This window comes from Caulobacter sp. 1776 (assembly GCF_040545685.1).
GTDB lineage: Bacteria > Pseudomonadota > Alphaproteobacteria > Caulobacterales > Caulobacteraceae > Caulobacter.
Window position 1 is genome coordinate 1 of record NZ_JBEPMI010000007.1, and the last position, 13,094, is coordinate 13,094.

Annotated in this window: 11 protein-coding genes; 7 read left to right on the plus strand and 4 right to left on the minus strand. The window is 66.6% G+C overall.

The window, feature by feature from the left end:
* Nucleotides 1–1,209, plus strand: a 1,209-nt coding sequence (locus ABIC66_RS18700) for a dihydroxy-acid dehydratase domain-containing protein (protein ID WP_354072025.1), incomplete at its 5' end; no start/stop codon positions are given.
* A 15-nt stretch (nt 1,210–1,224) separates the two neighbouring features.
* On the opposite strand, the gene ABIC66_RS18705 is transcribed toward ABIC66_RS18700, so the two are convergent.
* Nucleotides 1,225–3,546: a beta-L-arabinofuranosidase domain-containing protein gene (locus tag ABIC66_RS18705; RefSeq protein WP_354072026.1), complete on the minus strand. Its 2,322-nt coding sequence runs from the start codon at nt 3,544–3,546 to the stop codon at nt 1,225–1,227.
* A gap of 11 nt (nt 3,547–3,557) precedes the next feature.
* Nucleotides 3,558–4,862, minus strand: coding sequence for a sugar MFS transporter (locus ABIC66_RS18710; RefSeq protein WP_354072029.1), 1,305 nt, complete (start codon nt 4,860–4,862; stop codon nt 3,558–3,560).
* Nucleotides 4,863–5,087: 225 nt separating this feature from the next.
* Between ABIC66_RS18710 and ABIC66_RS18715 the strand changes: the two genes are divergently transcribed.
* The 5 genes from ABIC66_RS18715 (at nt 5,088) to ABIC66_RS18735 (ending at nt 10,345) form a co-directional block, all read left to right on the plus strand.
* Nucleotides 5,088–6,656: an alpha-N-arabinofuranosidase gene (locus ABIC66_RS18715; RefSeq protein ID WP_354072032.1), complete on the plus strand. Its 1,569-nt coding sequence runs from the start codon at nt 5,088–5,090 to the stop codon at nt 6,654–6,656.
* Between the two features lie 171 nt (nt 6,657–6,827).
* Nucleotides 6,828–8,129: an L-fucose:H+ symporter permease gene (gene fucP / locus ABIC66_RS18720; RefSeq protein ID WP_354072034.1), complete on the plus strand. Its 1,302-nt coding sequence runs from the start codon at nt 6,828–6,830 to the stop codon at nt 8,127–8,129.
* Between the two features lie 2 nt (nt 8,130–8,131).
* Complete coding sequence (locus ABIC66_RS18725; RefSeq protein ID WP_354072036.1) at nt 8,132–9,145, plus strand: zinc-binding alcohol dehydrogenase family protein; 1,014 nt, start codon at nt 8,132–8,134, stop codon at nt 9,143–9,145.
* Nucleotides 9,139–9,951, plus strand: coding sequence for an amidohydrolase family protein (locus ABIC66_RS18730; RefSeq protein ID WP_354072038.1), 813 nt, complete (start codon nt 9,139–9,141; stop codon nt 9,949–9,951). The genes ABIC66_RS18725 and ABIC66_RS18730 overlap by 7 nt, the downstream gene beginning before the upstream one ends.
* 73 nt (nt 9,952–10,024) lie before the next feature.
* Nucleotides 10,025–10,345 (plus strand): L-rhamnose mutarotase, encoded by a 321-nt coding sequence (locus ABIC66_RS18735; RefSeq protein ID WP_502910375.1) that lies wholly within the window; start codon nt 10,025–10,027, stop codon nt 10,343–10,345.
* A gap of 76 nt (nt 10,346–10,421) precedes the next feature.
* Here ABIC66_RS18735 and ABIC66_RS18740 read toward each other — a convergent pair whose 3' ends face one another.
* The gene (locus tag ABIC66_RS18740; RefSeq protein WP_354072041.1) at nt 10,422–10,781 is read right to left on the minus strand and encodes a nuclear transport factor 2 family protein; all 360 of its coding nucleotides are present in this window, start codon (nt 10,779–10,781) and stop codon (nt 10,422–10,424) included.
* Nucleotides 10,782–10,879: 98 nt separating this feature from the next.
* Nucleotides 10,880–11,344 carry a hypothetical protein gene (locus ABIC66_RS18745; protein WP_354072042.1) on the minus strand — a complete coding sequence of 155 codons (465 nt, stop codon included), beginning with the start codon at nt 11,342–11,344 and terminating at the stop codon, nt 10,880–10,882.
* Nucleotides 11,345–11,454: 110 nt separating this feature from the next.
* Between ABIC66_RS18745 and ABIC66_RS18750 the strand changes: the two genes are divergently transcribed.
* On the plus strand, nt 11,455–13,092 hold the full coding sequence (locus ABIC66_RS18750; protein ID WP_354072043.1) for an NAD(P)/FAD-dependent oxidoreductase: 1,638 nt from the start codon (nt 11,455–11,457) through the stop codon (nt 13,090–13,092).
* Nucleotides 13,093–13,094 lie beyond the last annotated feature (2 nt).

A 13,094-nucleotide genomic window follows, 5' to 3' on the forward strand; every position in this document is an offset into this window, starting at 1 on the left:
TCGACCGGCTACTGCAACACCATGGGCACGGCCACGACCATGAACTCGCTGACCGAGGCCCTGGGCATGTCGCTGCCCGGCTCGGCGGCGATCCCCGCGCCCTATCGCGACCGGCAGGAGAACGCCTACCGCACCGGCCTGCGCATCGTCGACATGGTGCATGAGGACCTCAAGCCCTCGGACATCCTGACCCGCGAGGCGTTCCTGAACGCCATCGTCGTCAATTCGGCGATCGGCGGCTCGACCAACGCCCCGATCCACCTGAACGCCCTGGCCCGCCACGTCGGCGTCGAGCTCACCCTCGACGACTGGCAGGAGAAGGGCGAGCACGTGCCGCTGCTGGTCAATCTGCAGCCGGCCGGCGAGTATCTGGGCGAGGACTATTACCGGGCCGGCGGGGTGCCGGCCGTGTTCGGCCAGCTGATCGCGCAGGGCCTGATCCACGAGGAGGCCGCTTGCGTCTCGGGCCAGTCGATCGGCGAGCAGTACCGCGGGACCCCGATCGAGGACGAGGACGTCATCCGTCCGTTCTCGCGGCCGCTGGTCGAGCGGGCCGGCTTCGTGGTCATGCGCGGCAACCTGTTCAACTCGGCGATCATGAAGACCAGCGTGATCGCCAAGGAGTTCCGCGACCGCTACCTGTCCAACCCCGACGATCCGGACGCCTTCGAGGGCGACGCCATCGTGTTCGACGGGCCCGAGGACTATCACCGCCGGATCGACGACCCGGCGGTCGGGATCACCGCCAACTCGATCCTGTTCATGCGCGGGGCCGGGCCGATCGGCTATCCGGGCGCGGCCGAGGTGGTCAACATGCGCGCCCCCGACTACCTGATCAAACAGGGGATCCACCAGCTGCCCTGCATTGGCGATGGCCGCCAGTCGGGCACTTCGGGCTCGCCCTCGATCCTCAACGCCTCGCCCGAGGCGGCGGCCGGCGGGGGTCTGGCCTTGCTGAAGAGCGGCGACAAGGTGCGGTTCGACCTGCGCAAGTCGCGCGTCGACGTGCTGGTCTCGCCGTCCGAGATCGTCGCGCGGCGCAAGGCCCTGGAAGCGGCCGGCGGCTTCGCCATCCCCGAAAGCCAGACCCCGTGGCAGGAACTGCAGCGCGCCGTCGTCGGCCAGATGGAAACCGGCGCCGTCCTCGAACCCGCCGTCAAATACCAGCGCATCGCCCAGACCAAGGGCTTGCCGCGCGATAATCATTAGACCGAGGGGCGGCGCTCAGCGCGCCGCCCTGAACACCCGCGCCTCGAACACCGCCGTCCACTGGTTGGCGGCCATTTCGAAGCTGACCGTGACCTTATCCTTGCCGCCGGTCAGCGCCGGGGGCAGGGGATAGGTCTTCACGTTCAGGGGCGCCGTGCGCTCGCCAGACAGGGTTTCGCGCGCGACCTCCTGGCCTTCCACCAGGATCCGGAAGTCCTTGTTGCGGGCCGAACCATCATAGGTGACCTGCAGGACCAGGGGGCCTGGCGCGGCGGCCATGCGGAAGCTGATCTCGCCCTTGTTCAGGACGCGGCTCCGGACCGTTAGGTTGCCGGAGTCCTGGGTGCCGGCGCTGGCCGTCAGGGCGTGGTCAACCTCGGGCTGTTGCTCGCCGAAGCGGAGGACGTCGACCGTGCGGTCGCGGATGTCGGCGCGGGCCTTGGCGTCGGCCGTCAGGCGCGGCTCGGCCTCCGCCCATTGGGCCGGGGTCAATCGCCTGAAGTAGACGGCCGTGCGATTGTGATGCTGCTCGAAATAGGGACGCAGCGCCAAGTTCACGGGACGGCCGTGGTCGGCCAGAGCGAAGCGCTGCGGACCGCCGGCGGGCTTCAGGACCGCTGTCCCGACCACCACCGGATCGAAGCTGTCCCATGGCTGGTCGGCGGGGCCGAGATCCGCGGCCAGCACCAACGGGCCGTTCAGGAAGGCGATCAGATTCGGATCGTCCGGCATGGCCTCCGTCCGCACCGCCATCGGCAAGGTCAGGGTCACCTTGTCGCCGGCGCGCAGGACGAGATCGATATAGCCGTTCCTGGTCGTGACCGCGCGCGGGCGGCCATTGACCTTCACCGACGGCGCGGCGCACCAGGCGGGGACACGTAGCGACACCGACGTCGGGGCCTTGGCCTTCGAGAGCGTCAGGACGACCTGATCGCCATAGGGGAAGTCGGTGTCGATCTCGAGCTTCGCGCCCGTCTCGGTCCAGTCCAGCGTCGAAGGGTAGTAGAGGTTGACCCGCACCCGATCGCCATCGCGCCAGAAGATGCTGTCGCCCAGCTTGGAATAGTTCTCCATGCCGCTGCCGACACAGCACCAGAACGAGTCCGTCGGCGTCGAGTGGCCTCGCGCATAGCCCGAGGCCAGCGGCGAGAAGTAGGTGAACATGCCCGTGTCGGGATCCTGCTGCGACAGGATGTGGTTCAGATGGGCGCGTTCGTAGAAGTCGAAATATCGGCTCTCGCCCGACCAGGCGTAGAGATGCCGGCTGAGCTTGAGCATGTTGTAGCTGTTGCAGCACTCGCAGGTCTGCTGGCCCAGTCGCGTCGACAGCTGCCGCGGCTTGCCGAAGTGCTCGAACTCGGAATTGCCGCCGATGACGTAGGAGTGGTCGTGGACGACCGTCTCCCAGAAGAACATCGCGGCCTTGGCCGTGCGGGCGTCGCCGCCGGTCTCGTAGAGCCGGGCCTCGCCGATCAGCTTGGGGATCTGGGTGTTGGCGTGCTTGCCGGCCAGGTCGTCGCGGCCCTCGGCCAACGGGCCGATGATGTCCTCATGCTGGACGCGGCGCGCCAGATCCAGCCAGCGTTGTTGACCGGTCCGGGCGTGCAGTTCGGCGAAGCTCTCGACGATGCCGCCATGCTCGGCGCGCAGGACGGTCTGGACCTGCTTGGCGTCCAGCGCCTCGAACATCCTGCCCAGATAGTCCGCCAGGCCGATGGCGACGGCCAGGGCCTTGGGATCGTCGCACAAGGCGTGAGCGTCCAGAGTCCCCGCCAGGACCTTGTGATAGGTGTAGATCGGCACCCAGCCGCCGTTGAGGCCGAAGCCGGCGGTGTCGATCTTGCCGGCGCGGACCTCCTCGTAGACGATCTTGCCGTCGATGGTCTTGCCGTCGCGGTCCACGGTCGTGCCGCCGGCATAGCCGTCGCCGTTCGCGGCCTGGCAGGCCGCCAGTTCCTCGACGATATAGGCGGCGCGCTTCTTGAACTCCGGCTGACCGGTCTGCGCCCAGGTCAGCGAGACCGCAGACAGGTAGTGGCCCAGGCTGTGACCGGCGATGCCGCGGCTTTCCCAGCCTCCATAGGCCTCGCCCTTGGGCGCCAGGCCAGCGCCGGCGCGGAAGTTGTGCAGCAGGCGGTCGGGTTCCAGCGACAGCAGGTAGCGCTGGTTCGTCTCCGTCGCGGTGAGGAAGCGCGAGGGCTTCAGCCGCACCTGCGACAGCGGGAAAGGCTGCAAGCCACTCTTGCCGATCGGCTGGGCGAGGGCGGGCGAGGCCAGAGCCGTCGCGCCGAGCGCGGCGGCTGATTTGAGCGCCGTTCGACGCGACGGTCCGTTCATGGGACGACCCTTTACGCGACGTGCTGGTCGGGCAGCGCGTTGGTCGGCTTGGAGCCCCATAGCGCATAGAACAGCACATAGATCTCACAGGCCGCCGTCAGCAGGAACGACCACTGCAGGCCGAAGGTGTCGGCCAGCCAGCCCTGGACGATGACCAGCGCGCCGCCGGCGATGGCCATGATCAACAGGCCCGAGCCCTCCTCGGTCAGCGGACCCAAGCCCTTGATGCCCAGGGTGAAGATGGTGGGGAACATGATTGAGTGGAAGAAGCCGACCGCGATCAAGGACCACATGGCGACGGGGCCATGGGCGAAGGTGGTGATCAGCATCACCACGAACGCGCCGATCGAAAAGGCGGCCAGCACGTGCTCGGCGGCGAAGCGGCGCATCAGCACGCTGCCTAGGAACCGGCCTACCATCATGCCGCCCCACAGAATGGCCAGGTAGCGCGAGGCCGCCTCGTGGGTGATCGCGGCGATGGTCGGTTGCGAGACGAAGTTGATGAACAGGTTGGCCACGCCGATCTCGGCGATCAGGTAAATGAAGATCGCCGGCACGCCGAACACCAGATTGCGATGCGACCACAGGGAAAGCTTCTTGCGGTTCTCGCGCGAGGACCGCTGGGTCGCCTGGCCGATCGCCGGCAGCTTCACGCGCCCCATGACCACGGCCAGCAGCACCAGGGCGATCGTCACGATGACATAGGGCAGGATCACCGACTGGGCGTCGGCGTGGCGCTCGGCGGCGGTCAGGACGGCGTCGGTTCCGGCCGTGCCGCTCTTGGAGCGGCCCAGGATCAGGTAGCCGGCGAACAGCGGGGCCAGGGTGGTGCCCAGCGAATTGAACGCCTGCACCAGATTGAGGCGCGCCGAGCCGGTCTCGGGCGGACCGATCACCGCGACATAAGGATTAGCCGCCACCTGAAGCAGGGTGATGCCGCTGGCGATCACGAACAGCGCCGTCAACACCAGAGCGTAAGAGGTCAACATGGCGGCCGGGACCATCATGGCCGCGCCGACCGCCATGCTCAGCAAGCCGACGACGATGGCCTTCTGGTAGCCAATCCGCTCGATCAGCTTGGCCGACGGGATCGAGGCCACGAAATAGGCGATGAACCATACCGACTCGATCAGGGTCGTGCGGGTGTAGTCCAGCACGAACACGCTACGCAGGTGTGGCAGCAGCGTGTTGTTGATGACCGTGATGAAGCCCCACATGAAAAACAGGCTGGCCAGCAGGCTCAGGGCTGAGCCGTAGCGCTGCTGCGAACCTTCGTTGGCGGCCGCGGACGGCGCGCTTTGCGGAATGGCGGGCATCGTTTCCTCTCTGTCGAAGCAGGCTTCGGCGGCCTATGCCGCTCTAGGATATTTTGTCCGAGTATATTGTCGGGATCGAGCCGTCAACGCGCGCGATATCGTCCGCCCCGCAGAGTAAGAACGCCAAAAGCGTGGCTGGTATTGTAGGACAAAAATAAGCCTGCTACCAAACAGCGGTAATTTTCAGGGCGCGGCTTACAGCTCCCACGGAGAGGAAGACAAAGCATGGCGAAGGCCAAAAGATTCGTGGGCGCGGCGGTCGCGCTCCTGGCGATGGCGGCGAGCGCGCCGATGGCGGTCCAGGCCGCCGAACTGACGGCCAGCGCAACGTTGAAGGTCGACCAACCTGGCGCGCCGATCTCCCGCTACATCTACGGTCAGTTTTCCGAGCACCTGGGCGCGGGCATCTATGATGGCGTCTGGGTCGGGCCGGACTCCAAGATTCCCAACGTCCGCGGCATACGCACCGACGTCGTCACCGCGCTGAAGGACATCAAGACGCCCGTGATCCGCTGGCCGGGCGGCTGCTTCGCCGACGAATACCGCTGGCGCGATGGCATTGGTCCGCGCGCCAAGCGTCCGTCGCGCAAGAACAACTGGTGGGGCGGCTCGCCCGAGACCAATGCGTTCGGCACGCACGAATTCATGGACTTCGCCGAGCAGGTCGGCGCCGCGCCCTATGTCTCGATCAATGTCGGTTCGTCCGATCCGACCGAGATGCGCGAGTGGATTGAGTACATGACCTCGCCGGGCGACGACACCCTGGCTCAGGAACGCCGCGCCAACGGCCGCGACAAGCCGTTCAAGGTGCCGTTCGTCGGCATCGGCAACGAAAGCTGGGGGTGTGGCGGCGAGATGACGCCGGAGTACTACGCCAACGAATATCGTCGGTTCTCGGCGTTCTTCCACAAGAACGACGACAATCCGGCCGTGCGCGTGGCTTCTGGCGCCAATGCGTTCAACACCAATTGGACCGACGTGGTGACCAAGAACGCCGGTCGGTTCATGGACGCCATCTCGCTGCACTATTACACGCTGCCCACCGGCAACTGGGACAAGAAGGGCGCGGCCACGGGCTTCGACAAAGCGGCCTGGGGCAAGACCATGGCCCAGACCCTGCGCATGGACGACCTGATCAAGCAGCACGTCGCGGTGATGGACAAGAACGACCCGCAGAAGCGGATCGGCCTATACGTCGACGAATGGGGCACTTGGTACGATGTCGAGCCTGGCACCAATCCGGGGCACCTCTATCAGCTCAACACGCTGCGTGACGGCGTGCTCGCGGCGGCCAACTTCAACATCTTCCACCACTATACCGACCGTGTCCGGATGACGAACATCGCCCAGACCATCAACGTTCTGCAGGCGATGATCCTGACCAAGGGCGACCAGATCGTCCTGACCCCCACCTACTACGCCTACAAGATGTACACGCCCTTCCAGGACTCCACGGCGATCCCGCTGGACGTCACGGCGCCCGAGATCGACGTGGCGGGAAGCAAGATCCCGGCCTTCAACGCCTCGGCGGCCAAGGGCAAGGACGGCAAGACCTATGTTGCGGTGGCCAACATGTCGCCGGACGACAGCATCAAGCTCAGCGTGTCGCTGGGAACGCTGAAGGCCAAGTCGGTGTCGGGTCAGGTCATGACCGCCGACAAGATGGACGCGATGAACGCCTTTGGCGCCAAGCCGACCGTCGCGCCGGTCGCCTTCAAGGGCGCCAAGCTCTCGGGCGGCGCGCTGACCTTGGATATTCCGTCCAAGTCGGTCGTGGTCGTGGCTGTCGAGTAGTCAGAGGGCAAGGCCGGCGAATCTCGCCGGCCTTGCCCTTCGCTACCGCATCGCCGGCGCCGTCGTATCCTCACACGGGCGAAGTCTCATTTCATATTTGACGCAAGAGTTCATATATGATGTCCCTTCGGCGAGGCGCTCCGCCAGAGGGCGCGGCTGGAGGACTGATTCATGACCCAAGGTTCGAACCCGCGCGCGGGATGGGCGCCGTTGGTGCTGATTGTCGCGCTGTTCTTCCTGTGGGGCGTGGCCAACAATCTCAATGACGTCCTGATCCCGCACCTGAAGAAGGCCTTCTTCCTGACCGATCTGCAGTCGGGCCTGGTGCAGTTGGCCTTCTATCTTGGCTACTTCTTCCTGGCCCTGCCGGCGGGTCTGCTGATGCGCCGTTACGGCTACAAGGCCGCGGTGATGGTGGGACTGGTCCTGTTTGGAACTGGTGCTCTTCTCTTCTGGCCGGCGGCCGAGCTGCGCCGCTACGATTTCTTCCTCTCGGCCCTGTTCGTCATCGCCTCGGGCCTGGCGTTCCTCGAGACCTCGGCCAATCCGTTGGTCACCGTGCTGGGCGACCCGGCCAAGGCCGAGCAGCGGCTGAACCTGGCCCAGGCCTTCAATCCCCTAGGGTCGATTACCGCCGTCGTGGTGGGCCGCCAATTCATCCTGTCGGGCAACGAGCCGACCAAGGCCCAGTTCGCGGCCATGTCGACTGAACAACTGGCCGCCTTCCAGGGCGCCGAGGCCAAGTCGACGCAGATCCCGTATCTGATCATCGCCGCCGTGGTGTTGACCTGGGTGGTGCTGGTGGCGATCACCCGCTTCCCGCCCCAGGCCAGCCGGCCGACCGCCGAGGATCAGCATCAGGAGCGCGTCGACAAGCCGATCCTGGGCCTCTTCGCCCGGCCGCGCTTCCTGTTCGGCGTCCTGGCCCAGTTCTTCTATGTCGGCGCTCAGGTCGGGGTGTGGAGCTATATGATCCGCTACGCTCAGGATCAGGTCCCGGGCATGGGCGAAAAGACCGCTGCGGCCTATCTGTCGTGGTCGCTGGTCGGCTTCATGGCCGGGCGCTTCGCCGGCACGGCCCTGATGAGCCGCGTCGATCCCTCGCGCCTGATGGCGCTGTTCGCGGCGGCCAATGTCGGCCTGACCCTGGTCGCCGTGACCGTGGGCGGACATCTGGGTCTGCTGGCCCTGGCCTCCACCAGCTTCTTCATGTCGATCATGTTCCCGACCATCTTCGCCAGCTCGCTGAAGGGCCTGGGGCCGCTAACCAAGACCGGCTCGTCGTTCCTGGTCATGAGCATCATCGGCGGCGCGGTCCTGACGACGCTGATGGGCGGGATCTCCGACGTCAGCGCCATCCGCTTCGCGATCCTGGTGCCGTGCGCCTGCTTCGCGGCCGTGGGTCTGTTCGCGATCACCGCGCCCAAGCGTGACGTCACCGCCCGCGACGCCGTACTGGTTGGAGGTCACTGACGATGATGGACGTGTTGGTGTGCGCCGCTCCGGGCGAGCTCAAGATCGAGCGACGTCCGGCGCCCGAACCGGGTCCCGACGAGGTGCTGCTGCGCGTCCGTCGGGTCGGGATCTGCGGCACAGACATGCACATCTATCGCGGCACTCAGCCCTTCCTCAGCTATCCCCGCGTGATGGGTCACGAGCTATCGGGTGAGGTGGTTTCGGCCCCGGCGGCAAGTGGTCTGGCAAAGGGCGACCATGCCTATGTCATGCCCTACCTGTCGTGCGGGACCTGTCCGGCCTGCGCCAAGGGCAAGCCCAACTGCTGCATGAACATCCGCGTGCTGGGCGTTCACATGGACGGTGGGCTCTGCGAGTTCCTGGCCGTGCCGGTCGGCTTCGTCCGCAAGATCGACGGCGTCGGCCTGGACGAGGCGGCGATGGTCGAGTTCCTGGCCATCGGGGCCCACGCCGTTCGCCGCGCGCGGATCGAGCCGGGGCAGTCGGCGCTAGTCGTCGGGGCGGGCCCGATCGGCATCGCCGCGACCCTGTTCGCCAAGCTGGCTGGGGCGACCGTCGCCGTGCTCGACGCCCGCGCGGACCGCCTGGCGTTCTGCCGCGAGCATCTGAGCGCCGACCATGTCGTGACTCTGAGCGACGCGACTCCGACCGCGCTCGCGGCCCTGACGGACGGCGCATTCTTCGATGTGGTGTTCGACGCCACCGGCAGCGCCGCGGCAATGCAGCAGGGCTTCGCCTATGTCGGCCATGGCGGGACCTATGTGCTGATCTCGGTCGTCTCGGCCGACATCACCTTCTCGGACCCCGAGTTCCACAAGCGCGAGATGTCGCTGCTGGCCAGTCGCAACGCCACGGTCGAGGACTTCGACCACGTCCTGTCGGCGATCAAGGCGGGGAAGGTGCCCACGGCGGCGCTGAACACGCACAAGGCGTCGTTGAAAGACCTGGCCGACGCCTTGCCAGGTTGGATGGAGCCGTCGGCGGGGGTCATCAAAGCGATCGTGTCGTGCTGATCGACGCCCACTGCCACATCTGGCGGATCGGCGAGAATGATCACGAATGGCCGACGCCGGATCTGGCGACGATCTATCGGGATTTCGACCTGAAAGATTTGATGAAAGTCTCTGATTCGTCGGGGCTTTCTGGCGTCGTTCTCGTGCAGTCTCAACCCGGCGAGCGCGACACCGAGTGGCTGCTGGCGACGGCCGCCGCAGACTCCTTGGCGCTCGGCGTGGTCGGCTGGACCGATTTGGCCGCGCCTGACGCGCCGACGCGGATCGCGGCCCTGGCCAGGAATCCACTGCTCAAGGGTCTGAGGCCGATGCTGCAGGACCTGCCCGGCGATTGGATCCTCGATCCGGCGCTCGAGCCCGCCATCGCGGCGATGATCGCGGCGGATCTAGCGTTCGACGCCCTGATCAAGCCGCGCCACCTGCCGCATATCCTGACCTTGGTCCAGCGCTGGCCGGATCTGCGTCTCGTTGTGGATCACGGCGCCAAACCGCGGATCGGCGAGGGCCTCCTGGATCCCTGGCGCGACCAGATCGCGGCCCTGGCCGAGCGGCCGGGAATCCATTGCAAGCTGTCGGGCCTACTGACCGAGGCGGGGGGTACGCCCACAGTGGAAATCGTCGCGCCGTACGCGAAGCATCTGCTCGAGGTGTTCGGTCCGGAGCGCCTGATGTGGGGCAGCGACTGGCCGGTGCTCACCCTGTCCGCCGACTATGCGTCGTGGCGCGCGATGTGCGAGGCCTGGGTCGCGCCGGAGGATCGCGCGGCGGTCTTTGGTCAGACCGCCCAGCGGTTCTATCGCCTCTAGCAGGCGATCAATTCGTCCACACAAGCCAAGGACAAGGCTCATGAAATTGGTTCGGCATTGCCTGGCGCTTGACTTGGCGGACGATCCGGCGCTGATCGCGCGCTACGAGGCTTGGCACGCGCCGGGCGCGGTGCCGGCGGCGGTTATCCGGTCCATCCGCGACGCCGACATTCAGACCCTCGAGATCTGGCGGGTCGAGACGCGGCTCTTCATGATCATGGACGTTGGCGCGGACTTCTCTCCCGAAGCCAAGGCCGCGGCCGACATGGCCTCCGAGGACGTCCAAGCATGGGAGCGGCTGATGTGGGAGTTTCAACGGCCGCTGCCGAGCGCGGCGCCGGGGGAGAAGTGGATCCCGATGCGGCGGATCTTCGCCTTGAATGAACAGCCCTAGCGATCCCGAAGATCGCGCATTTGGCCGGAGGGCTAAGGCTAGTCCCGTCCGGCCAAGTCGGCGGCGAACCGACAGCTTAGCCGGGAACCTTGTCGAGGAAGCCCGTGACGGCGCGCAGCCGGCCATTCTCGACCACGCCGAAGTCGGTCCCCTCGACCAACCCTTCGCCGCCTTCAGGACCTAGGATCCACGAGAAGCGGACCTTGTCGCCATAGCCGTCCGGCCTGCCGGTCAGCGCGAAGCGAAGGCCGGGGAACCGCTGGTGAACGCCCGCGATGAGGGCGTCGATCTGGCCGCGGCCTTCGCCGGCCATCATCGGATCGACATAGCGGGCGTCCTCGGTCCACAGCGTAGCCAGCAGGCTAGCGCGGCGAGCAGCGTCGGTCTCGTTCCAGCTGTCGATATAGCGTTGGGCGATCTGGGCGGCGTTGGTCATGAGGGGTCTCCAAGGAAGGCGCGTGGCGTCTCCAGGCCCCTCTTGATGCCGCGCTCCGCGAGGCCGCGCGATTACGCGCCAGGTAATGATGGCGCGTTTCAGCCCTTTCGACAGGTGAGGCGATCGCCGACCACCATCGGCGCGCCATTTCGCGAGATCCGCCACTCGACGACCATGGTGGCCGGATCCTGGCGGATGAAGACGAACGCTTCCTCGGGCTCGGCGGCGTCGCGCTGACGGGACCAGACCCACTGGTCGCCGCTCCAACCCTCGGAGCGATACCAGCGCAGGCCGCCGTTCGAGGCGATGCTAGCGCGATAGGTCTTGCCGTCGGGCGCCAGAGCCCAGGTCTCGGTGGCGGCGTAGCGGCCTGGCGGTCGATCCAGATGATCCTTCACCAGGGCGTCGGTGCGCGGATCGATACGGAAGGTGATGTCCGAGGCCAGGGCGCGGTTCGAAGGCAGAAAGACCCCCTCGCAACTCCAGGCGCCCTCGAAATAGGTCCATGGCGACGGGGCCGGATCGGCCAGGAGGGCGGCCGAGGCGAAGAAGAGAGCGAGCATGGACACACCGAACGCGGTTACGTGGGAAGCTTAACTAATGACGACCGCCGCGATCGCAACGCCGGCGCCGCGAGATGGCATATCGGCCGGCTTCCGGCTAAGACGCGGGCATGCTGCGTATTTCGGAACTGAAGCTGCCGCTCGGCCACCCGCCGGAGGCCATGGCGTCCGCCATTGTCGAGCGTCTCGGGATCACGCCCGAGGACCTGGTGAGCTGCCAGATCGCCCGCCGCGCCCACGACGCGCGCCGGAAGGCGGCGATCTTGATGGTCTATTCGGTCGATGTCGTTCTGCGCGACGAGGCCGCCGTCCTGCGCCGCTTCGAGGGCGATCACCACGTCCGCGTCACGCCCGACACCGAGTACAGGTTCGTGGTCAGGGCGCCGGAGGGGTTCGACGGTCCGCGCCCGGTGGTGATCGGCGCGGGCCCCTGCGGCCTGTTCGCCGGCCTGATCCTGGCCCAGATGGGTCTCAAGCCGATCATTCTGGACCGCGGCAAGGTCGTGCGGGAGCGGACCAAGGACACCTGGGCCCTGTGGCGCAAGAGCGAGCTGAACTCCGAGTCCAACGTCCAATTCGGCGAGGGCGGGGCGGGGACCTTCTCGGACGGCAAGCTCTATAGCCAGATTAAGGACCCTCGCTTCCTGGGCCGCAAGGTGCTGGAAGAGTTCGTCAAGGCCGGCGCGCCCGAGGAAATCCTGACCGAGGCCCACCCGCACATCGGCACCTTCCGCCTAGTGCACATGGTCGAGAACATGCGGGCGCTGATCGAGAGCCTGGGCGGCGAATACCGCTGGCAACATCGGGTCGAGGATTTCGACATCGAGGTCGCGGCCGGCGGCGCGCGGCGGCTGAAGGGCCTGCACATCTCGAACGGCGACTACCTGCCGGCCCGCCACGTGGTCATGGCCGTCGGTCACAGCGCCCGCGACACCTTCCAGGTGCTACACGATCGCGGCGTCCATATCGAAGCCAAGCCGTTCTCGATTGGGGTGCGGATCGAGCACCCCCAGTCGTGGATGGACAGGGCGCGCTTCGGCAGCTGCGCGGGCCATCCGGACCTGGGCGCGGCCGACTACAGCCTGTCGCATCACTGCAGCAACGGTCGCACCGTCTACAGCTTCTGCATGTGCCCGGGCGGTACGGTGGTGGCCGCGACGTCCGAGCCAGGCCGCGTCGTCACCAACGGCATGAGCCAATATTCGCGCAACGAGCGGAATGCCAATTCCGGCTTCGTGGTCGGCATCGATCCCGAGCGCGACTATCCAGGCCATCCGCTGGCCGGCGTCGAGTTTCAGCGCAAATGGGAGAGCCTGGCCTATGTGGCGGGCGGCTCCAGCTACCGGGCGCCGGGCCAGAAGGTCGGCGACTTCATGGTCGGTCGGCCCTCCACCGAGCTGGGCGAGGTCGCGCCGTCCTACAAGCCGGGCGTGACCTTGACGGACTTGTCGGCCTGCCTGCCGCCCTTCGTGGTCGAGGCCATGCGCGAGGCGTTGCCGATGTTCGGCCGCCAGATCGCCGGCTACGACCATCCCGACGTGCTGTTGACCGGCGTTGAGACCCGGACCTCCTCGCCTGTGCGGATCACTCGCGGCAAGGATTATCAGAGCTTGAACACCGGGGGGCTTTTCCCAGCGGGCGAGGGCGCGGGCTACGCCGGCGGCATTCTCTCGGCCGCCGTCGACGGCATCAAGGTCGCGGAGGCCGTGGCGCTGGCCTATCTCGCCGAGGGGCTGATCCCGGCCTAGGC

What these genes read in the sequence shown, in the direction of transcription:
- ABIC66_RS18710 (WP_354072029.1), bottom strand. Translation starts at nt 4,862, where the DNA reads ATGCCCGCCATTCCGCAAAGCGCGCCGTCCGCGGCCGCCAACGAAGGT.
- ABIC66_RS18705 (WP_354072026.1), bottom strand. Translation starts at nt 3,546, where the DNA reads ATGAACGGACCGTCGCGTCGAACGGCGCTCAAATCAGCCGCCGCGCTC.
- ABIC66_RS18725 (WP_354072036.1), top strand. Translation starts at nt 8,132, where the DNA reads ATGATGGACGTGTTGGTGTGCGCCGCTCCGGGCGAGCTCAAGATCGAG.
- ABIC66_RS18715 (WP_354072032.1), top strand. Translation starts at nt 5,088, where the DNA reads ATGGCGAAGGCCAAAAGATTCGTGGGCGCGGCGGTCGCGCTCCTGGCG.
- ABIC66_RS18740 (WP_354072041.1), bottom strand. Translation starts at nt 10,781, where the DNA reads ATGACCAACGCCGCCCAGATCGCCCAACGCTATATCGACAGCTGGAAC.
- ABIC66_RS18750 (WP_354072043.1), top strand. Translation starts at nt 11,455, where the DNA reads ATGCTGCGTATTTCGGAACTGAAGCTGCCGCTCGGCCACCCGCCGGAG.
- fucP (WP_354072034.1), top strand. Translation starts at nt 6,828, where the DNA reads ATGACCCAAGGTTCGAACCCGCGCGCGGGATGGGCGCCGTTGGTGCTG.
- ABIC66_RS18745 (WP_354072042.1), bottom strand. Translation starts at nt 11,344, where the DNA reads ATGCTCGCTCTCTTCTTCGCCTCGGCCGCCCTCCTGGCCGATCCGGCC.